The 20,113-nt window shown below is 40.0% G+C and carries 19 protein-coding genes; 12 read left to right on the forward strand and 7 right to left on the reverse strand.

The window, feature by feature from the left end; all coding sequences use genetic code 11:
* The first annotated feature begins 59 nt into the window (after window positions 1-59).
* The 5 genes from MTP09_RS00260 to MTP09_RS00280 all read left to right on the forward strand — a co-directional run bounded on the left by MTP09_RS00260 (window position 60) and on the right by MTP09_RS00280 (window position 4,567).
* Window positions 60-1,061 (forward strand): hypothetical protein, encoded by a 1,002-nt coding sequence (locus tag MTP09_RS00260; RefSeq protein WP_243549553.1) that lies wholly within the window; start codon window positions 60-62, stop codon window positions 1,059-1,061.
* 75 nt (window positions 1,062-1,136) lie between these two features.
* Complete coding sequence (locus MTP09_RS00265; RefSeq protein ID WP_243549555.1) at window positions 1,137-2,513, forward strand: UDP-N-acetylmuramate--L-alanine ligase; 1,377 nt, start codon at window positions 1,137-1,139, stop codon at window positions 2,511-2,513.
* Window positions 2,510-3,184 (forward strand): 16S rRNA (cytidine(1402)-2'-O)-methyltransferase, encoded by a 675-nt coding sequence (rsmI, locus tag MTP09_RS00270; protein WP_243549558.1) that lies wholly within the window; start codon window positions 2,510-2,512, stop codon window positions 3,182-3,184. Before MTP09_RS00265 ends, rsmI begins: the two co-directional genes overlap by 4 nt.
* A 12-nt stretch (window positions 3,185-3,196) precedes the next feature.
* Window positions 3,197-3,940, forward strand: a complete 744-nt coding sequence (gene fabG, locus MTP09_RS00275) for a 3-oxoacyl-[acyl-carrier-protein] reductase (RefSeq protein WP_243549560.1) — start codon at window positions 3,197-3,199, stop codon at window positions 3,938-3,940.
* A 48-nt stretch (window positions 3,941-3,988) separates the two neighbouring features.
* Window positions 3,989-4,567 carry a 5'-methylthioadenosine/S-adenosylhomocysteine nucleosidase family protein gene (locus MTP09_RS00280; protein WP_243549563.1) on the forward strand — a complete coding sequence of 193 codons (579 nt, stop codon included), beginning with the start codon at window positions 3,989-3,991 and terminating at the stop codon, window positions 4,565-4,567.
* A 13-nt stretch (window positions 4,568-4,580) separates the two neighbouring features.
* Here the strand turns inward: MTP09_RS00280 and MTP09_RS00285 are convergent, their stop codons facing one another.
* Window positions 4,581-5,621, reverse strand: coding sequence for a GMP reductase (locus MTP09_RS00285; RefSeq protein WP_243549565.1), 1,041 nt, complete (start codon window positions 5,619-5,621; stop codon window positions 4,581-4,583).
* Between the two features lie 20 nt (window positions 5,622-5,641).
* Window positions 5,642-6,409 carry a 5'/3'-nucleotidase SurE gene (surE, locus tag MTP09_RS00290; protein WP_243549567.1) on the reverse strand — a complete coding sequence of 256 codons (768 nt, stop codon included), beginning with the start codon at window positions 6,407-6,409 and terminating at the stop codon, window positions 5,642-5,644.
* Window positions 6,410-6,597: 188 nt separating this feature from the next.
* Between surE and MTP09_RS00295 the strand changes: the two genes are divergently transcribed.
* The 5 genes from MTP09_RS00295 (at window position 6,598) to MTP09_RS00315 (ending at window position 11,783) form a co-directional block, all read left to right on the forward strand.
* Entirely contained in the window at window positions 6,598-8,718 is a 2,121-nt protein-coding gene (locus tag MTP09_RS00295; RefSeq protein WP_243549569.1) for a carboxy terminal-processing peptidase, read from the forward strand.
* Between the two features lie 335 nt (window positions 8,719-9,053).
* The gene (locus tag MTP09_RS00300; protein WP_243549571.1) at window positions 9,054-10,382 is read left to right on the forward strand and encodes a 2TM domain-containing protein; all 1,329 of its coding nucleotides are present in this window, start codon (window positions 9,054-9,056) and stop codon (window positions 10,380-10,382) included.
* 2 nt (window positions 10,383-10,384) lie between these two features.
* Window positions 10,385-10,690, forward strand: a complete 306-nt coding sequence (locus MTP09_RS00305) for a 2TM domain-containing protein (RefSeq protein WP_243549573.1) — start codon at window positions 10,385-10,387, stop codon at window positions 10,688-10,690.
* Entirely contained in the window at window positions 10,674-10,958 is a 285-nt protein-coding gene (locus MTP09_RS00310) for a 2TM domain-containing protein (protein ID WP_243549575.1), read from the forward strand. Before MTP09_RS00305 ends, MTP09_RS00310 begins: the two co-directional genes overlap by 17 nt.
* Before the next feature lie 60 nt (window positions 10,959-11,018).
* A complete protein-coding gene (locus MTP09_RS00315; RefSeq protein WP_243549577.1) occupies window positions 11,019-11,783 on the forward strand; it encodes a LytR/AlgR family response regulator transcription factor in 765 nt (254 codons plus the stop codon).
* 1 nt (window position 11,784) lies between these two features.
* On the opposite strand, the gene MTP09_RS00320 is transcribed toward MTP09_RS00315, so the two are convergent.
* Window positions 11,785-12,909: a Fic family protein gene (locus MTP09_RS00320; protein WP_243549579.1), complete on the reverse strand. Its 1,125-nt coding sequence runs from the start codon at window positions 12,907-12,909 to the stop codon at window positions 11,785-11,787.
* A 126-nt stretch (window positions 12,910-13,035) separates the two neighbouring features.
* Window positions 13,036-14,223: a tRNA 2-thiouridine(34) synthase MnmA gene (gene mnmA, locus MTP09_RS00325; RefSeq protein WP_243549581.1), complete on the reverse strand. Its 1,188-nt coding sequence runs from the start codon at window positions 14,221-14,223 to the stop codon at window positions 13,036-13,038.
* A 388-nt stretch (window positions 14,224-14,611) separates the two neighbouring features.
* On the opposite strand from mnmA, the gene MTP09_RS00330 reads away from it, so the two are divergent.
* Entirely contained in the window at window positions 14,612-15,154 is a 543-nt protein-coding gene (locus MTP09_RS00330; protein ID WP_243549583.1) for a hypothetical protein, read from the forward strand.
* Window positions 15,155-15,211: 57 nt separating this feature from the next.
* Here MTP09_RS00330 and MTP09_RS00335 read toward each other — a convergent pair whose 3' ends face one another.
* Together MTP09_RS00335 and MTP09_RS00340 are read right to left on the reverse strand one after the other, a co-directional pair.
* Window positions 15,212-15,853, reverse strand: a complete 642-nt coding sequence (locus MTP09_RS00335; RefSeq protein ID WP_243549585.1) for a hypothetical protein — start codon at window positions 15,851-15,853, stop codon at window positions 15,212-15,214.
* 134 nt (window positions 15,854-15,987) lie between these two features.
* Window positions 15,988-18,198, reverse strand: coding sequence for a TonB-dependent receptor (locus MTP09_RS00340; protein ID WP_317618764.1), 2,211 nt, complete (start codon window positions 18,196-18,198; stop codon window positions 15,988-15,990).
* 132 nt (window positions 18,199-18,330) lie between these two features.
* Here MTP09_RS00340 and MTP09_RS00345 point away from each other — a divergent pair, with 132 nt between their 5' ends.
* Complete coding sequence (locus MTP09_RS00345; RefSeq protein WP_243549589.1) at window positions 18,331-18,834, forward strand: superoxide dismutase family protein; 504 nt, start codon at window positions 18,331-18,333, stop codon at window positions 18,832-18,834.
* Between the two features lie 330 nt (window positions 18,835-19,164).
* On the opposite strand, the gene MTP09_RS00350 is transcribed toward MTP09_RS00345, so the two are convergent.
* A complete protein-coding gene (locus MTP09_RS00350) occupies window positions 19,165-20,097 on the reverse strand; it encodes an IS256 family transposase, variant Zn-binding type (RefSeq protein WP_456237123.1) in 933 nt (310 codons plus the stop codon).
* Window positions 20,098-20,113 lie beyond the last annotated feature (16 nt).

Genomic DNA, 20,113 nt, shown 5'->3' on the forward strand with positions numbered 1-20,113 from the left:
GTTAAATTAGCCGTAATATTTAAACATCAAAAATAAGGAATTTTACCAACACTTTTATTATGCAAAACCTTCAGGATATACAGGAAAAGATTTTTTTTGAAGCCAAAACTGTCCTCGAGTCGCTCTCGAAAATCAACAGTATTGACGAACTTCTTGCAAAGCAGGATTTGTTTTCAGAGGTGACGGACAGAATTGCTTTCCTTAGGATTTTAGAGAAAAACAGCAGCAGCTTTGTTGTTGAAGAAGCTTCACAAATAATTGACAATCAGCACTTAAACCAAAATAATGAAAACTTGGTAAATGCGACCATCCACGAAACGGATAATGAAAATCTTTTTGAAGAAGATGTGATCGAGGAGGAGGTGATTTTTAATAATGAACTGAACGAAATCGATGACGAAGAAGTCGCTGTACAACCAGTTTCAGAGATAGCAAACGAAGAATCATTTACTGCTGAAGAACCTGCGAAAGTAGAAAATGTTGAAGATCAGGAGCAAAAAATTGAAGATATTCATTCATCGGAGTATAAAGAAATGGTAGCTCAGAAGGAAAGAGAATTTCTCGAATTGGAGGAGCGCCGCAGAAAGATTGTAGATTTTTCTAAAGAAGAAATTGCGCATCCGCCTAAAGCAGAGGTTTTTGAGCAGGAAAAAGCACCTTCCCACCATTCAGAAAAAAGATTTAAACTTGCGCACATCAAGGGTTTGAAGGCCGTTCAAAATTTATTCGACGACGATCCGCTAAAGGAAATTGAGGAAGAAAAAACTTCCGCTCCAGATTCGGGAAGCTTGCTGAAAACCAATATTCCGACCGACTTTATGGAGGCAGAGAAAAAGAAACCTGAATTCAGGATTGATCTGAATGACAAGGTTGCCTTCACAAAACTGCTTTTCAACGGTGATGCCGATGAACTCAAAAGAACGATTGACCAGCTCAACTCCTACGATAATCTCGATGACGCAAAACAATATCTGAGCGACATCTATTACCAAAAAAACTGGGAAAAAGTCGATGAATACGCGCAACGGCTTTGGTCTTTGGTTGAGAACAAGTTTCTTTAAACGGAAAAATTCGGGATCCAAAATACATCAAAAATTATCTTCGGGATTCGCAATACGGATTTCCGACCATCAAAAATGATTAAACACATCACAGATTTTAAGAATCCTTTCTTCATCGGAATTGCAGGAGTGGGAATGAGCGCAATCGCCCAATATTTGAAGGGAACAGGGAAAAATGTCTCAGGAAGCGACCGCTATTTCCATCCCAACGAATACAACAAAACCAAGGAACAGCTTGAAGCGGAAGGAATTAAATGTTTTCTTCAAGACGGAAGCGGAATTACAGAAAACACTGATTTGATCGTAGTTTCCACAGCGATTGAAGATACGGTTTACGAAGTGCAGAAAGCCAAGGAATTGGGAATTCCTATTATCAGACGAAGCGAACTGCTTTCCATCATTGCCAAAAGTAAAAAAACGATTGCGGTAGCTGGAACTTCTGGAAAATCAACAACTTCAGCAATGCTTTTTCAAATCTTGATGGATGCGAAAATGGAACCGAGCATTATTTCTGGCGCCGGTTTGACTTCCATTATTAAAAAGGGAAAAATTGGGAACGCATTTGTCGGAAAAGGAGAATGGCTCATCATCGAAGCCGATGAAAGCGACGGTTCTGTAGTACAGTACGAACCTGAAATCGGCCTTCTTCTGAATATCGACAAAGACCACCAGGAAATTGACGAACTCATTGATTTATTCACTGTTTTTAAAAGTAATACAAAGGGTTTATTTGTTGTAAATCAGTCCAATACATTAGCGAAAACTTTGTCTGCAAATAACAATTACGATTTTGGTTTTGAGGATGAAAACGCAAAATATACGGTGACCGATTTTAACCAGGATGGTTTTGAACTTTCCTTTAGAATTCTTGGTCAATCGGTGCTGATGAATTCGATTGGTCGTCACAGTGCAGAAAATGCCGCCGCTGCGATCGCCGTTGCAAATCAGATTGGTGTTGACCTGAAAGTCTGCGCCGATTCTTTGGAGCATTACGAAGGAATTTACCGCCGCCATCAAATTCTCGGACAGAAAAACGGAGTTTGGGTGATCGACGATTATGCCCATAATCCCGCAAAATGTGCAGCGTCGATTAAGGCGTGTCAACCTTTGGCAAAGAAACTAATCGCATGGTTCCAACCACATGGCTACAAACCGACGAAGTTTTTGCGAAACGATTTTGTGGAAGAAATTTCCGCATCAGTGCGACCACAGGATGAAATTTGGATGAGCGAGATTTTCTATGCAGGCGGAACTGCTGAGAAAGATATCTCTGCAAACGATTTGGTGAAGGACATTTCCGCAAAAGGTAAAATTGCTTTTTTTGTTGAAAACAGAAATGACCTTCTCGAAAAACTCAAACCCAAACTTCAGGAAGGAACGGTGTTGCTGTTAATGGGAGCAAGAGATCCGAGTTTGGAGGAGTTTTGTAAGGATCTATTCGATAAGCTATGAGCGGAACCCTTTACTTCGTACCAACACCCATCGGAAATCTGGAAGATATGACTTTCAGGGCAATCAACGTGCTGAAGGAGGTGGATTATATTCTTTGTGAAGATACCCGAACTTCTGGAGTGCTTCTAAAACATTATGATATAGCTAAACCTTTGAAATCCTATCACTTACACAACGAACATCACAGCACGCAGAAGGTAATTGAGGATTTGAAAAACGGACAAAATATCGCGATCATCACCGATGCAGGAACTCCTGGAATTTCGGATCCGGGTTATCTTCTTGCCAAAGCTTGCGCAGATGAAAATATCGAAATGATCTGTTTACCTGGTGCGACCGCTTTTGTTCCGGCTTTGGTGGTTTCTGGTTTGCCCAATCACGATTTCTATTTCGCGGGGTTTTTGCCTCAAAAAAAAGGAAGGCAGACAAAACTTAAACAACTTGCGGAAGAGCAGAAAACCATTGTTCTGTATGAGAGTCCACACAAGATCAATACGACTTTGGAACAGATTAAGGAATTTTTCGGAGATCAAACGAAAGTCAGTTTGAGCAGGGAAATCTCCAAAAAATTTGAAGAAACAAAAAGGGGAACAATCGATGAACTCATCGCGTTTTCAAAAAGCAAAACGTTGAAGGGGGAGATTGTCTTAATTATTAACAACACGATTTAGATAATTAAAAATATGAAACTATTAGAAGGAAAAGTTGCCCTCATCACAGGTGCAACACGCGGAATCGGAAAGGGAATCGCAGAGGTTTTTGCAAAGCAGGGCGCTAAAGTTGCCTTTACTTATGCAGGATCTGTGGACAAAGCAAAAGCACTGGAAGAGGAGCTTTCGAAAATTACAATGGCGAAAAGTTATCAATCGGATGCGTCGGATTTTGATGCTGCGCAGAAATTGGTGGACGAAGTTCTCGCCGAATTCGGTCAGATCGACATTCTCATCAATAATGCCGGAATTACTAAAGATAACCTGCTTTTGAGAATGTCCAAAGATGATTGGGATGTAATTATGAGAACCAACCTTGATTCCGTTTTTAACCTCACCAAAGCTGTGATCAAACCTATGATGAAGGCGAGAAGCGGATCCATTATCAATATGTCGTCGGTGGTGGGAATTCAGGGAAATGCAGGACAGGCGAATTATGCTGCGTCGAAAGCGGGTGTAATCGGCTTTACAAAGTCTGTTGCTTTGGAACTGGGTTCAAGAAATATCCGCTGCAACGCGATTGCTCCCGGTTTTATTGAAACTGAAATGACCGCAGCTTTAGACCAAAAAGTCATCGAGCAATGGAGAGACGACGTTCCGATGAAACGTGGCGGACTTCCAGAAGATGTTGCCAACGCCTGTGTTTTCCTCGGTTCGGAGATGTCCGCTTATGTTACAGGACAGGTTCTGCATGTTGACGGTGGTTTGCTGACTTAGAATACTTAAAAACACAGAGAACCGATCCCAGAATCTTGTTCTAAACTTATGAAACTAACCATCAACGGAATAGAATACAGCAATCCGATCCTCGTTTTCGCGCTTAAATCCGAAGCAGGAAATGAGTTCGATGACTGCGAAAAGATTTTCACGGGAATTGGAAAAGTCAATGCGACTTTCCGACTTTTAAAATATCTTCAGAACAACAAACCTGACCTTATTATCAATCTTGGAACTGCGGGAGGTTTTGGTTTTGAGAAAGGCGAAATCGTTTGTTGCACCCAGTTTATTCAAAGAGATATGGATGTGAGAGAATTGGGTTTTGAAATGTACAAAACACCACTTTCAGATGATCCGATAGTTTTAGATTATGGATTAATAATCAATGGGTTACATAAAGAAATTTGCGGAACAGGCGACCATTTTGAAAATGCACATTCTACAGATGCTTATCGGGTGGTCGATATGGAAGCGTATGCTTTGGCTTTGACTGCGCAAAGGGAAGAAATTCCTTTTCTCTGCCTAAAATACATTTCCGACGGCGCCGATGATTCCGCCGCAAACGATTGGACAGAAGAAGTAAAAAAAGCCGCCAAAAAACTGAGGGAAGTTTTGGCGGCTATCTGAATCGTTTTAGCTTTTAGTCCTTAAAAATCTGGTTCTCCTGCTCCGCAACGCGAATAAAAGTTGTGCGTTTTGAAAGTTCGCGTAATTGCGATGCGCCTACATAGGTGCATGTAGAGCGAACGCCGCCCAGAATATCTTTTACCGTGTCGGAAACGGCACCTTTATAAGGAACTTTCACCGTTTTTCCTTCCGAAGCGCGGTATTCGGCAACGCCGCCTGAATGTTTGTCCATCGCGGTTTGTGAACTCATTCCATAGAAAAGTCGAAACCTTTTACCATTTTCTTCCATAATTTCGCCGCCGCTTTCGTCGTGACCGGCAAACATTCCGCCCAACATCACAAAATCTGCTCCTCCTCCGAAAGCTTTCGCCACATCGCCAGGAATTTTACAGCCACCGTCGGAAATGATATGTCCGCCAAGTCCGTGTGCTGCGTCGGCACATTCGATGATCGCCGAAAGTTGCGGATAACCAACTCCTGTTTTGATTCTCGTTGTGCAAACCGAACCAGGACCGATTCCGACTTTCACAATGTCTGCTCCGGCTAAAATCAGTTCTTCCACCATTTCTCCGGTCACGACGTTTCCTGCAATAATGGTTTTATCGGGAAAAGTTTTTCTCGCTTTTGAAACAAAATCCACAAAATGCTCGGAATAGCCGTTAGCAACATCGATACACAGAAACTGAATTTTCGGATGTTTCTGCATAATCAGCTTTATTTTCTCGTCATCAGCTTTTCCTGTTCCTGTGCTTAATGCGATGTATTCGTAAATAGAATCGTCCTGGTTTTTCAGAAACTCGCTCCATTCCTCAATCGAATAATGTTTGTGGATCGCGGTCATAATTTTCACCTTGGCAAGAGCTTCCGCCATTTCGAAAGTTCCGACTGTGTCCATATTTGCAGCGATGATGGGAACTCCGCTCCATTTTTTCTGCGAGTTTCTAAAGGTGAAGGTCCGCTCCAAACTTACCTGCGCTCTCGATTTCAGGGTAGAGCGTTTCGGGCGGATCATCACGTCTTTAAAACCAAGTTTCAGTTCTGTTTCAATTCTCATTTTGTCAAATTTATGTTGAATTAAAATTGCATTACGGTTTCAAGTTCCTTTAAATATTCGTGCGCCGTCAAATCAAACTTCACGGGGACAATCGAGATATAACCTTCTGCAAGTGCGGTTTCATCGGCATCCTCGCTTTTGTCCATATTGTTGAAATATCCGGTTAACCAGTAATATTTTTTACCGTGGGGATTAATGCGCTCATCGAAATTTTCTTCCCATTTTGCGTTCGCCTGCTTGCAGACTTTCACTCCTTTAATCTCATCTTTGGCGAGTTTCGGGATGTTCACATTCAGCACAACTCCTTTAGGTAAAGGATTTTCGAGAACTTTTCTTACAATACTTTGGATATAGTCTTTCGCCTGAAGAAAATCGGCATCCCATGAAAAATCGAGCAGCGAGAAGCCAATTGCCTGCAAACCTTCGACTCCAGCTTCAACAGCGGCACTCATGGTTCCCGAGTAAATGACATTAATGGAAGAGTTTGCACCATGGTTAATTCCAGAAACGACCAAATCGGGTTTTCTTGGAAGGATTTTGTCTAAGGCAAATTTCACGCAATCAACCGGAGTTCCCGAAAGCGAGAAATCTTTCTGCGGTCCCTCTAAACCGATTTCCTCAAAAGTTAAAGTTTGGTTGATGGTGATGGCGTGACCTTTTCCTGATTGTGGCGAATTGGGGGCAACTACTACGACTTCACCGATTTCATTCATAAATTCTACTAAGTTTCGTATTCCTGGCGCGGTAATTCCGTCGTCATTGGTGACTAAGATCAAAGGTCTCTGCATAACTTGTATTTGTTTAGTATTTCAGAAATTTTCAGCTGAAACAATTTTTTGGTTAAAAAGAACTGTTTTCTACAAAAATACTTAAAAAAATAGTGGTTAAATATAAATAAGGTATTAATTTTGATATTCTGTAAAGTCCTGTAACAAAACGGCAATATTTTTAACAAATCGGTTATTATCAACTTAGCATGTTCAAGAAATTTAAACTCAATACCCTTTTACTTTTCATTCCGCTGACCAGTTTGGTGTTTTGCTTCAACTCGCCAAAAAATGATGATGAGAAGATGTCGACTATTATGGTGAGTGTGAAAAATACACTTTCTTATCTTCATTATTCGCCTAAAGCCATTAACGACGCATATTCACAAGAAGTTTACAAACATTATTTTGAAATGGTGGATGCTTCGAAAAGATATTTTATGCAGTCGGATATGGATGAATTTGCCAAACACAAAACCAAACTCGACGATTATTTGAACAGGGGCGACCTGACTTTTTATAAACTGACCATCGACCGACTTTATCAAAGAGTAGATGAAATCGACAAAATCACACAGGATATCCTGAGCAAACCCATCAATCTCGATGAGGAAGAAACCCTGATTCTGGAACCAAAGCTCAGAAAAAATGCGACTACGAAAGCGGAACTTGCCAATGAATGGAAAAAATACATCAAGTATAATATCCTGCAGGAAATGGAGTCGATGTCGGCTAAAGAAGAGGCTCAGAAAAAGAAGAAAGACTCGGTGCAGAAATTTGGTTTGAAGGACACCATCAAACTTGAAATCTTGAATCCAGAACAGAAAAGAATCAAGGCAACGGATGAAGTTAAAGACCTTATTGGCGATACTTTCCGCAGATTCAAGAAGAGAAACAAAATGGATTGGTTCACAGTCCACATGAATGCCTATACCGAGGTTTTTGATCCGCACACGAACTATTACTCACCAAAAAATAAGGAAGATTTCGACACCCAATTCAAAGGAAAAGTAATCGGAATCGGTGCAATCATCCAGGAGAAAAGAGGATACCTTTATCTCGGTCCTTTAACAATCGGTGCTCCTGCGTGGAAATCCAAACAGCTAACAGAAGGCGACAAAATCCTGAAAGTACGGTCAAAACCAAATGAAGACGCGGTAAACGTTGTGGGAATGCTTTCGGACGAGGCGGTTCGACTGATCCGCGGTGAGAAGGGAACCAAAGTTACCTTGACCGTTGAGAAAAAAGACAAGACCATCAAAGAAGTGACAATGATTCGTGAAGAAGTGGCGATTGAAGATACCTTTGCGAGAAGCATCATCGTAAACTCTGCGGATGGGAAAAAGTATGGCTTTATCAACTTGCCAAGTTTTAATGCAGATTTTGAAGATCCAAAAGGCAGAAATGCTTCCGACGATATCAAGAATGAAATCCTGAAACTGAAACCGCAAGGAGTTCAGGGAATTATCCTCGACCTTAGAAATAATGGTGGCGGAAGCTTGACCGAAGTGGGCGACATCATGGGACTTTTCATGAATGCAGGTCCTTTTGTTCAGGTTAAAGACGGAAACGGGAAGATCAACACACTGAAAAATAAGAACAATTCACCGATTTGGACAGGTCCTGTTGTGATTATGCAGAACGAGCTTTCGGCTTCGGCTTCTGAAATTTTGGCGGGAGCAATGCAGGATTACGGAAGAGGCGTAGTGATCGGTTCGCCGCAAAGTTTCGGTAAAGGAACGGTGCAGACTTTCGTAGATTTAAACAGATTTTTGAGCACCAACGACGATTTCGGTTCGCTGAAACTGACCATTCAGAAATTCTACCGAGTAACAGGTGAATCCACCCAAAGAAAAGGAATCCAGTCCGATATTCAGATGAAGGACTTCTTTACCTATGCGGAAGTTGGCGAGCGATATGACGATTACGCTTTAGCGTGGGACAAAATTCCTGCGGTTGCGTACCAACCGATGAACTATTTCTCCGTAGCCGCGTTGCAGAAAGGAGTTGAAGCCCGACTTCAGAACAACAAGAATTACCAGTTGATGCAGGAATCAGCACAGTGGAAGGAAAAACTCGACAAAGAAGAAAGCATTTCGCTGAACCAGCAAAAATTCAACGAGGTGATGAAAACCAGAAAAGCGCAGATCGAGAAATTCAAGGCACTGGATAAATTCAACAACGGACTGAAATTTACGCTGAATCCAGATGAGGTGATCCGCGAGAAAAACGACGAGGCATTCACCAAGAAAACCCAGAACTGGACAAAAAACCTGCAGAAAGATCTTTACCTTCAGGAAGCAGTAAACGTTATTTCGGGAATGAAATAAAGACGAACTACACTATTAAATAGCAAAACCATCGAAAATTTTCGGTGGTTTTTTGGTTTGTAGGCCACGAATTCACGAATAAAAATTTGAACTAAAAACAGCGATAATACTCTTTTGGTTCAGGAAAGTTTCAAAATAGTTTGAAGTTTCTTGCTTTTATTACATTCAAATTTTTGAAAGCTATTAATGAATATATTGCATATTCGTGCATTTGTGGCAAATAATCTCTGCTCCATTTGTCATTAATTCCCATTCAGTTTCAAAAATTAACCGTTCAGCAGATTTTTATTTTAATTAAATTTAATCCCGAATATCTTTGTTCACGAATTTAAGCCATGACCAAAAAAGAAATCATATCGCTGCTTTGGGTTTCCCTGATTACGGGAGTGTTCTTTTTCACCTTTTTTACAGGTGACAAGACAATCCAGAATCTCATTCTCAGCATTCTCGTTGCTTCGCTGTACAGTTTAGTGATCGGTGGCGGAAACGGTGTGGTCAATAATCTTTTGAGCAGAAAATTTTCCTGGATTGAGCACACCAGAACCAGGGCGGTTCTCGGCGTAATCGCGGTTCTTTTTGTAAACGCGGCTTTGGTTCTGCTGTGCAATTACGTGAATTTCGTCCTAATCCAAAATGTTCCATTTTCCAAGTTCTTCTCGGGTTCGGTTGGGTTTGTCAATTGGTTGATGATTAATATTGCGTTACTAATCTCAGCTTTCCTGCATGCCAAAAGTTTTATGAGTGAATGGAAGAAGGCATCGAAGAAAGAGGTGGTAGAACAGAAGCTGATCGCGAAATCCGCAAACGCACAGTTCGAATCATTGAAAAATCAACTCGACCCGCACTTTCTGTTTAACTCTTTGAATGTTTTGAGTTCTTTAATTGATGAAAATCCAAATCAGGCACAAAGGTTTACTTCCTCAATGTCAAAGATTTACAGATACGTTCTGGAGCAAAAGGATAAAGAATTGGTTACGGTGGAAGAAGAGCTTGATTTTGCCAAAACATACTGCGAATTACTAAAAACACGATTTGAGGACAGCGTGGATTTTGAATTCAATGTCAATGAAAATGACAGAAAATCATTTGTGGTTCCGCTTTCGCTTCAGCTGTTATTAGAAAACTGCATCAAACATAATTTTGCAACATCGGCGAAGCCGCTGAAAATAAAGATCTATTCTGAAAACGGAAACCTGATTATCGAAAACAACCTGCAACAAAGGGAACAGGTGAAAGAAAGCGCCGGAATCGGACTTTCGAATATCGTACAACGGTATGCGCTGCTCACAAAACACAATGTATATGTTGAAAAATCCGACGCGTTTTTCAAGGTAAAAATACCAATGTTAACACAAAAAATTACACCAATGACAACAACCAACGACAACGAAAAAGCAGCTTATGACAAAGCTGTAAAGAGAGTGGACGAATTGAAAGGATTCTACGGAAACCTAATCTCATACTGTATTTTCATCCCTTTTCTTATCTTTATCAACCTGAGAACTGTTCCGGAATACCAATGGTTTTGGTGGCCGCTTTTCGGGTGGGGAATCGGTGTGGTTTCTCACGCCGTTAAAGTGTTCGGAATTGGTAGCGACTGGGAAGAAAGACAAATCAGAAATTATATGAAAAAAGAAGAGGAAAACAATAAAAAATGGAAATAATTATGGAAAATAACATCAACAACGACGAGTTGCTTTATAAAAAAGCGCAGAAAAGAGTAAAAGAAATTTCAAATTTTTATTGGTTTGTTGCAGGTTACATTATGGTTGCTTTTATCTTGCTTTATAAAGATTATAGCAATAATATTTTTAATTTCAAGACCGAGTACATTGTTTTTATGTTGATTCTACAGGGAATTTTTCTTCTTGGCTATGGAATTTACCTTTTTGTTCCCAAGCTTCACAATTGGGAAGAGCGAAAAACAAAAGAGTTAATGGAAAAATATAAAAAAAATGGAAGACAACATTAAATACTTGCAAGCCAAAAAAAGAGTAAAGCAAATCAAGGGATTTTATATTCACGCAATGGTTTACGTCGTAGTCAACGCTTTTATCCTATTACTAAAATTCCAAAAACACGGGAGTATCGAGGTTCACGATTGGGGGATCGGACTTTGGGGAATTGGTTTAGCGATCCATGGACTTTATGTTTTTCTGCCCAACTTCATCCTCGGAAGAAACTGGGAGGAAAGAAAAATCCGTGAGCTGATGGAAAAAGAAAGAAAAAGTAATCACTAAAATTCCCCTTCTCTGAAGCGGTGGCAAAATTTTGTAAGAAATTTTGACGGGTTAGTTAATATGAAACTTGAAACAACAATGAGAATTAAGACCATCATCATCGAAGACGAAAAACCAGCAGCAAGAAAACTCGAACGACTTTTGAGTTTATTCACTGATTTAGAATTGGTTGCGACGATTAATTCTGTGGAAGAGGGAATTACATGGTTTTCTCAAAATGAAGCACCTGACCTGATTTTTTCTGACATCGTTTTAGGTGACGGTTTGTCTTTCGAGATTTTTGAGAAAGTGCCGACAAAGAGCTTTATCATTTACACCACGGCTTTTGACCAGTACACTTTGAAGGCATTTAAGCTCAACTCCATCGACTATCTTCTGAAACCAATTATGGAAGATGACCTTAAGAAAGCCATTGAAAAATACAAGAGTTTCTTGCCTTCGGAACGCTCACATAATTCAATGGAAATCAAATCTTTAATTAAAAATGAAAGACAGAAGCTGTCGAGAATTTTGGTAAAGATTGGCTATAACCTAAAAATTGTGCAGACCGATGAGGTTTCCTGCTTCTTTAGTGAAAACAAGATCGTTTACCTTCAAACCAAAGAAAGGACTTTTCCCACCGATTTTACTTTGGATGAGCTGCAGGAAGTTCTTGATGAAATGAAGTTCTTCCGCGTAAACCGACAGTTCATCATCAGTTCCGAATTTATCAAGAACATCCACACTTCACCGTATTACAAAGTGGAGCTGGAATTCCAACCTGCGGAAGAAATCACGGTGAGCAGGGATCGAGTGAAGGATTTTAAGGATTGGTTGTCGCGCTAAATTATTTTTTGAAAAGATCAATATACTCTTGAAACGCATATATTTTCCCGCGTTGTCCACCTGTGATTTCACTTATGATTCCGAGATTTTCGAGAATTGCAATCTGTTTGTACGCCGAACCGTAAGATTTCTCGATAAGCTTTTCAACTTTGTGAGCGTTGGTCAAAGGATTGATATAAAGTTCAGCAACGATTTTACGAGCATCATCTGTCTTACCTTTGTAACTGTTCAGTTTTTCTTCAATCTCTTTCTGAAGATTTAAGATTCCATCAAAAGTTTCCACCCCAATTCTTGCTGTTTGGATGACGCCAACCAAGAAAAATTTCAACCATTGTTTCAAATCGTTTTCTTTTCTTACTTTCATTAGGTTTTCATAATAAAGACTTCGGTGTTTCTCAAAGAAATCCGACAAATACAGAATAGGTTGCCTTATGATATCCTTGCTTACGAGATAAACGGGAATAAGCAAGCGGCCAATACGTCCGTTTCCGTCCAGAAAAGGGTGAATCGTTTCAAACTGATAATGAATAATTGCCACCTTTAATAAGTCAGGTAAAATATTAAATTCATCATTAGCAAATTTTTCCAAATCAGACATTAATTCGTGAACTGAAGTATGTACAGGCGGCACAAAAACCGCATCATCAATTGTTGCTCCACCAATCCAGTTTTGACTTTTTCGGTATTCTCCTGGAAGTTTGTGTTCGCCACGAACTCCAGAAATTAGAGTTTTATGCGTATTCTTAATCAATCGAGAAGAAATTGGCAAATGTTCCAAATCCCCAACAGCTGCTTTCATCGCAGTAATATAATTCTGAACTTCTTCCCAATCATCACGTTTGTCCAGTGTCAAATCTTCTTTTTGTAAAAAAGCTTCTTCAATATTGGTTTGTGTACCTTCAATCTTTGTGGATTGTGTCGCTTCTTTTACAATATGCATACTGATAAACAAATCGATATTTGCATAGTGAGAATAAGTGTCTAATCTTCCCAACTCTCGATCTGCTTTGCTTAGAAGAGAAAGAATTTCAGGATCATTAATCATCCACTCACGATTAATAAGATTGGGCTGAAAACTTTTGTAATAGCCTTGATTGATATATTGTCCAGATTTGAAATTTTCCATCAATAAAAAATGGAGTTATTTCATAAATGTACAATAATTTTTAAACAAGAAATGTATTATTTAATAAAAACAGCAAAAAACTTAAATAAGGAATTTCTTATTTAAGTTTTGTTAAATAAGAGAAGTTTACGAAATCACCCCACTTCCCAATAATTCCTCACCATCGTACCAAGCGGCAAACTGTCCTTCTGCAATCGCGGATTGCGGATTTTCAAACTCGATGAAAAATCCTTCGTCAAACTGATAAAGAGTCGCTTCTTCCAAAGGTTGTCGGTAACGGATTCGTGCTTTGACCTTCATTGACTCTCCGTTTTTCAACCGTAAATCTGCACGAACCCAGTGAACTTCCGAATTCTCGATCTTTAAAGCTTTTCTGAAAAGTCCGGGGAAATTTTTGCCTTCGCCAACGTAGAGAATGTTGTTTTCCATATCACGATGGATGATGAAGCAGCTTTCTTTGTGACCGCCAATTCCCAAACCTTTGCTTTGACCAATCGTGAAATAGTGCGCTCCGGGATGTTTTCCGATTACTTTTCCATCGGATTTTTGGTAAGATATCTTTTTTGAAAGGAATTCAAGTTCTTTCAATTTTGTTGAAAAAGATGGTTTTTCTTGATGAAATTGTGCGAAATCTTCAAAAATTTCTACAATTTCGCCTTCTTTTGGTTCAAGCTGCTGCTGAAGAAATGTCGGCAAACTCACCTTTCCGATAAAGCATAATCCTTGTGAATCTTTTTTATCTGCGGTTACTAATCCGATTTCTTTGGCGATTTCGCGAACTTCAGGTTTTGTGAGTTCACCGATCGGGAACAGCGATTTCGACAATTGTTCCTGGTTCAGCTGACAAAGGAAATAACTTTGATCTTTGTTATTGTATTTTCCTGCCAAAAGATGGAAGAATTCTTTTCCGTTTTCATCGGTGGTAGAATCCACTCTTGCGTAATGTCCGGTTGCGACTTTATCTGCACCCAGAGAAAGTGCGGTCTTCAGAAAAACGTCAAATTTTACTTCGCGGTTGCAGAGGACGTCAGGATTTGGAGTTCTTCCTTTTTCGTATTCGGCAAACATGTAGTCCACAATTTTTTCTTTGTAGAGCTCGCTCATATCGATCACCTGGAAAGGAATTCCCAATTTCTGGGCGACCATTAAAGCATCGTTGCTGTCCTCGATCCACGGACATTCGTCTTCCAAAGTAACCGATGCATCGTTCCAATTTCGCATAAAGAGCGCGACCACATCGTGTCCCTGCTTTTTTAAAAGATAGGCGGCAACACTGGAATCTACTCCGCCCGATAAACCTACTACTATTTTCATTTGAATGCTACGCTTTCGTCAAGGGAAAGTTTCACCCCGCAAAATTACAACTATTAATTCTAAAATGCTGGGCATTTGTATCTTTGTATATCTTTACTAAGCGGTAGCGCCTTTGTTTATCATTTAATTGGAGCAATAAGAATTAATTAAACTTTGTCTGGCTTTGCGAATATTATTTCTCGCAAAGTCCGCAAAGAATTTTTTACTAAATGACTTCATTTTTTAGGAGCGCAAAGGCATTTCATTTAGCAATGACAGACAACGCCATTAGGAAAGCCCATAATTAGAGATGATAATATTAATTCTAAATCCGCAACAGATTCTAAAAGTTTCATTATGAAATAAATGGTATAAATTTGCCACATAGAAAAACCTAAAATTCAGTACGATGAAAAAAATAGTCTTCCTTTCGCTGATGTTCACTGGCTTTTGCGCATTTTCACAAATCGGAACCAGATTACCTTCCGCGCAAATCGGTGATTCCAAATGGACTTTCGGCGGTTACGCAGGTTTAGGCGGTGCATTCGGAAGCGGTGGAGGTGGAACTACGCTCTACATTACTCCAAGATTTGGGTATAAAGTAACCGAGGATTTCGAAGCTGGAATAGCAGGAAATTTTTCATGGAGCAATTCGCGTTATTATTCTTCGACAATGGTCGGAGTCGGTCCATTCGCCAATTACTATTTTTCCAGAAGCTTCTTTTTGAGCGGGATGTTTCAGGAATATTTCATCAACCAAAAAGACAAAGTTAATGATGTGAAATACTCAGGAAACGAGTCTGCACTTTATCTCGGCGGTGGTTATATGCAAAGGTTGGGCGAAAGAACCTATATGCAGATCGGCGGAATGTACAATGTTCTGTATAACAGAGACAAATCGGTTTTCGCTGGCGGATTTATTCCACACGTCGGAATTGTTTACGGACTTTAACACCAATAAAAAAATCTCCCGAAAGAGGGAGATTTTTTGTTGAACTAAATTTTTAGTTTAAGGTTTTTGTGCTAAGAAATATTCAGCTTCTCCTTTTCCCCAGTTAGGATCCAGCGAAGATTTTGCCTTGTAAACCTTGAACTGGTAAAGTGATTTCTGGAAGAGTTCCAAACCTCTGGATTTGCTTCCACCAAATTGTTCCGGAGTGAAGTAGGTGTCTTCAGCTTTCATTAATGTAATTCTCGGATTTTCGGCATCCAGTTTCTCGGCTTTGCTTAGTGCGTCTGCAGCGAGCATTCCTTCGCTCATAAATCGCTGTTGAGGATTGACCATCATTTTCAAACCGTGAATCATTTTCTGAAGGATCAGAATTTCCGCATTGTCTTTGCTGAGTTCAGAAGCTTTGTCTAAAGACTTCTGTGCTTCGTCCGCAATCGGATCGAGTTCCGCAGTTTTACCGGACTGCATTGCCATTCGACCTTTCTGGATGCTTGCAAAAGCTGCATAATAATAAGGAAGCCACTGTGTTTTTTCTTTGTCGCCGATTCTGGTGAAATCGTTGGCGAGCGCTGTAAATTCGTCGGCGGAAAGATGACTTTCAACTTTGCCGATTTTTTCGGTCATTGTTTTTTCGTAAGCGGTTTGTGCAAAAGCTGTAACTCCGATGAACAGCAGGATTGCTAAGAATAATTTTTGCATTGTCTTAAATTTTTTAGTTTTTGTTTTTTGATGAATCAAAGGTATTTCAAGAATCCGTAGTTTGAAATTATTTTTTTCTGAAAGGTTAATTTTTGTTCCCGAATCGTCATCACTTCTGTCCTCAATCTTATGACTTATAAATTGTTGTTGATCGCATCATTCGTTTTATCGACACCGAAACTGATGAAAGCACCGATGAATACAAACGTATTAACAGGTGGAACCACCGCAGAACTTCTCAAACCGTCGTTGGAAAAATTGTAGCCGTACACATTTTTGTTTCCGAGAATGTTTGAAACGCTTAACACAAGAACCGTAAACGCCTTGGAATCTTTCTTCCCAATATTTGGCAGATAATTCAAACTGAAATTCAGTCCGCTGTAATCCTTCAAAGTTCCTTCGTGGCGGATAATGTTGGTTTGGTTTTGTGAAACAATGTCGTAATAAGGCCGTCCTGAAGCGTAAGTATAGGAAAGGTTAAAGCCGGTTTTCCACTCGGTCACAAACTTTTTAGCGACTACAGAAAGCGTATGTTTCGCCGCAAAGTTGGGAACCAAACTCACCGGGTAATTCATAAAATCCCTTTTAGAATCGAGGTAAGAATAAGAAATCCAATAGTCGATATTTTTAAAGGTTTTTCGGTCTCGCCAGAAAATTTCGGCACCTTTTGCAAATCCGTTTCCATCGTTGTTAATGGCAGTTTGAACGTACTGATTCCCTACAGTTTTAATGAGTTTGCTGTAATCTTTGTAAAAAATTTCGGCTCTCAGATTTCGACCTTCAATGTTTTGCTGCAACTGGAAAACATAGTGTTCCGCCCGCTGAAAACTTAGTGGAGCATCAGAATTCAGATATTTGCTTTCTGGGTTTTGGTAGAAAATTCCGTAAGCTAAAGATCCGGTCAAATTCTTTGTGAATCGGTATCCTAACGCAAACCGCGGTGCAAAATTCGTTTGGTGCAGGTAAGAAGAATTTTCAGCCCTTAAACCCAATTTCGCAGAAAAATTATTGCTGAATCCCAAATCAGTTTCCGCAAAAAAAGAGGAGATCAAATCGTTATGGTCCTGACCGAAGTTGTTGGTATCATGCGAATTGTTAAATTCCATTCCGCCACGAACAGCACTAATTTTCCCTAATTTTCTTTCTAAAACCGTCTTCAAATTGAAGTAGTTTCCTTTGGTATCAAAATCAGTTTGCGGCGTTTCGGTTTCATTTTTTATCGTGGCAAAATTCAGTTTCGAATCGTTGAAAGAAATCGTGGTTCCCGCGTTCAGAAGGTAGCTTCCCAACTTTTGTTTAAAAGAGAGGTTGTGAAACTGGTTTGAAGCGTTCAAATCCACTTTGGTTTTGTCGTATTCGGGTTCCAAACTTTGGGATTTTACTGCCATTTGGTTGGTGTCGAAACTGCCGTAATATTTGAACATTCCGCCTGATTTCGTTTTCATTCTGAAGTTCACGTCCCCACCGAAACCTTGTGCCGGTTTGCTGAAATCGGTATTGTATTTAAGGATTTTCTGAACCAGACCGAGGTTGAAATAGCCCAAACTCGCTCCGTACGAATAGGTTTTACTGTCGGATAATTTCTGGTAATTCGCACTCGCAAAAAGCGGAGAAATGCCGAAATCGTAAGAAGTTGTTGCGGGCAAATCCACGCTTTCTAAAAGCAGAACTCCCGACAACGCCTGTCCGTAAAGTGCCGAATAACCTCCACTCGAAAAAATATTTCCTTTGAATAATGAAGTGTTGAAGCGGTCTCTACCCGCAATTCCGGGAACGGAATTGGTGAAATAGTTATTGATCAAACTTCCGTCTATAAAGATTTTCGTTTCCGCACCTGTTCCTCCGCGGATAAAAAGCCCTTCGTTTTCGCCAACTTTCTGCACTCCAGGAAGATAATTTAAGGCGGAAGAAATCTGTCCATCCGCTCCTGCTGTCGTGTAAATATCGATGGGTGTCAAAAGAACGGTCGCCCGTTTTCTGTCGCTTGCCTCGATGGAACCGGCGGTGATGGTCACTGCGTCGATTTCTGAGATCTGTTCCTTTAATTCAGAATTTATAGAAAGATTTTCATTGCCGACAGAAATTGACTTTTCTATTTCAACAAATCTAGGATTTGTAAAAACCAGGATGTGGTTTCCTTTTTCTGACGTTTGGAAGGAATAATTTCCTGCTTCATCGGTTGTAGCGCCGTCGTAGGTATCTTTTAAAGTAACTGAAATATCTTTCATCCCTTTATTTTTAAACGTAACTTTACCGGAAATTGTAATTTGAGCATTGAGCCATAATCCTGAAAGGACAAGGAGCAGAAAAAAACTTTTTGATAAATAATGAGTTTTCATGAGCATAATTTGATGGAACAAAAATATTACGGAACGGGATTTGCTGAAAATATTTTGAGCCGAACCGTATTTTTTTCTGTCTGAACTGCAATTATGGTTTCGGAGCCGCAGAATAAACCAACATTAAAATAATAAATTATGAAAATCGCAACATTTTCTCTGTTTGCATGCAGCGCAATTATTGCTGTATCGTGTACCACCACCAAAAACTACGCAATCGATGCGAAAAGCGGAACCAACACACAGGGAACCGCTAAGTTCACCCAAACCGGAAAAACGGTTGAACTCGACCTGAACGTTTACAAACTCACTCCCGGAATTCACGCGGTTCACATTCACGAAAAAGGAGACTGCTCAACTGCTGATGCAAGTTCTGCTGGTGGACACTGGAATCCGACCGGTCACAACCACGGAAGATGGGGAACCGATTCTTACCATAAAGGTGATATCGGTAACTTAGCTGCCGATAAGGACGGAACTGCAAGAAAAATCTTTAAGACCGACCAATGGTGTATTGGCTGTAAAGATGAAAGCAAAAATATTCTTGGCAAATCTTTAATTATTCACGCTGCAGAAGATGACTTCAAAACTCAGCCAACCGGAAATGCGGGCGGAAGAGTAGGCTGCGTGGAAATTAAATAAACACTACGTTTTCTGAGAAGATCGGAATTCCCCTCCTTTGGAGGGGTGTCTTCGAGGAACGAGAAGACGGGGTGGTTTTATAGCCCATCACAATTTTCTTCAGAATTAGACAGCAATTGAAAAACAAAGGTAATGTGGTCAAAAATAGTTGGTGTTTTTTTAAAAAATAATTTGTAATATTCGGCTGTTGGTTGGAAGAGGAAGCGAGCCATGCAGAGGTGCAACTCGCCAGCAATACAACTGACGCTGTAAACGATAGTTTAGAGGGATGGTTTCGACCATCCTTTTTAATAAATTATCGGAACAGCCAAATGGCTAAAAAACCTTTCATCACTTCTGGTTTTTATAGAAAAGATACCATTGAATGAATTTTTTGCGCCTACTTTTAGTAAGTCCTCTATGAATATTCAGATTGCCTTTCAGATGTCCGAAGAAGGATTCCAGACCATTGGTGGTTTTCGGTATCTTAGGATTCTGTAGAAAGGTGAACATATTTGGAAGCGCCTTTTTGATCACTGAAAAACTTCGCCTCACCATCTTGTGAGTATACCAATACCTTCCTGTTTCCTCATTGTAAGATTTTTCATTGATAAACTCTTTGTGCTGCTCGAACCAATCCACAAGCTCCCGTATCCAATATTGCTTTTTTGACTCGCAGTCGATAAAGTGAAGTTTACACGCAATCTCTCGGAGCTCGAATCCTGCCCTTGTTTTAGGATGTGCGGAAAGCCATATCTTGCACATTCTCTGGATATGCACCAGGCATCTCTGCATCGGAACTTTCGGGCATACCTTTCTAATAGCCTTAATCAGGGATTTATCTCCGTCGCACGTAATCCCACCAATTTTTACACCCAAATCAAGAATATTTTGAAGATCTTCCCTAAGTTCTTCAAAGTGTTCACCATCGGTTATTCTGTAAAGTTGGGTTTGTTTGAAGACATCGTCCCTAAAAACGACAAGACAGATTTCATTGGAAAAATATGTGGCGTCAATCAAAAGATAGACTTCCTTGTTCTGACTGTAACTCAGCTGTGGAGCCTTTGCCAGCATAAGGTTAAAATATCGTTGGAGCGTACTGATCAAATATCCGGATTCAATTGAAATCTGCTCGTAAGTTTGTCGACCTATGATCCACTTCCTGAACCAAATCTCTTTATTTTTTAAACTTACGGATTTGTTTTCAAGCGTAAAGTAAATCCCGCAGTTCTTACACTTGAACCGCCTCTTGCCTTTCTGTTTTCCCCACGAAATGGTATCCAAACTTCCACAACACCAA

This window comes from Chryseobacterium suipulveris (assembly GCF_022811685.1).
Taxonomy (GTDB): Bacteria; Bacteroidota; Bacteroidia; order Flavobacteriales; family Weeksellaceae; genus Kaistella; species Kaistella suipulveris.

What these genes read in the sequence shown, in the direction of transcription:
- MTP09_RS00260 (WP_243549553.1), top strand. Translation starts at nt 60, where the DNA reads ATGCAAAACCTTCAGGATATACAGGAAAAGATTTTTTTTGAAGCCAAA.
- MTP09_RS00265 (WP_243549555.1), top strand. Translation starts at nt 1,137, where the DNA reads ATGATTAAACACATCACAGATTTTAAGAATCCTTTCTTCATCGGAATT.
- rsmI (WP_243549558.1), top strand. Translation starts at nt 2,510, where the DNA reads ATGAGCGGAACCCTTTACTTCGTACCAACACCCATCGGAAATCTGGAA.
- fabG (WP_243549560.1), top strand. Translation starts at nt 3,197, where the DNA reads ATGAAACTATTAGAAGGAAAAGTTGCCCTCATCACAGGTGCAACACGC.
- MTP09_RS00280 (WP_243549563.1), top strand. Translation starts at nt 3,989, where the DNA reads ATGAAACTAACCATCAACGGAATAGAATACAGCAATCCGATCCTCGTT.
- MTP09_RS00285 (WP_243549565.1), bottom strand. Translation starts at nt 5,621, where the DNA reads ATGAGAATTGAAACAGAACTGAAACTTGGTTTTAAAGACGTGATGATC.
- surE (WP_243549567.1), bottom strand. Translation starts at nt 6,409, where the DNA reads ATGCAGAGACCTTTGATCTTAGTCACCAATGACGACGGAATTACCGCG.
- MTP09_RS00295 (WP_243549569.1), top strand. Translation starts at nt 6,598, where the DNA reads ATGTTCAAGAAATTTAAACTCAATACCCTTTTACTTTTCATTCCGCTG.
- MTP09_RS00300 (WP_243549571.1), top strand. Translation starts at nt 9,054, where the DNA reads ATGACCAAAAAAGAAATCATATCGCTGCTTTGGGTTTCCCTGATTACG.
- MTP09_RS00305 (WP_243549573.1), top strand. Translation starts at nt 10,385, where the DNA reads ATGGAAAATAACATCAACAACGACGAGTTGCTTTATAAAAAAGCGCAG.
- MTP09_RS00310 (WP_243549575.1), top strand. Translation starts at nt 10,674, where the DNA reads ATGGAAGACAACATTAAATACTTGCAAGCCAAAAAAAGAGTAAAGCAA.
- MTP09_RS00315 (WP_243549577.1), top strand. Translation starts at nt 11,019, where the DNA reads ATGAAACTTGAAACAACAATGAGAATTAAGACCATCATCATCGAAGAC.
- MTP09_RS00320 (WP_243549579.1), bottom strand. Translation starts at nt 12,909, where the DNA reads ATGGAAAATTTCAAATCTGGACAATATATCAATCAAGGCTATTACAAA.
- mnmA (WP_243549581.1), bottom strand. Translation starts at nt 14,223, where the DNA reads ATGAAAATAGTAGTAGGTTTATCGGGCGGAGTAGATTCCAGTGTTGCC.
- MTP09_RS00330 (WP_243549583.1), top strand. Translation starts at nt 14,612, where the DNA reads ATGAAAAAAATAGTCTTCCTTTCGCTGATGTTCACTGGCTTTTGCGCA.
- MTP09_RS00335 (WP_243549585.1), bottom strand. Translation starts at nt 15,853, where the DNA reads ATGCAAAAATTATTCTTAGCAATCCTGCTGTTCATCGGAGTTACAGCT.
- MTP09_RS00340 (WP_317618764.1), bottom strand. Translation starts at nt 18,198, where the DNA reads ATGCTCATGAAAACTCATTATTTATCAAAAAGTTTTTTTCTGCTCCTT.
- MTP09_RS00345 (WP_243549589.1), top strand. Translation starts at nt 18,331, where the DNA reads ATGAAAATCGCAACATTTTCTCTGTTTGCATGCAGCGCAATTATTGCT.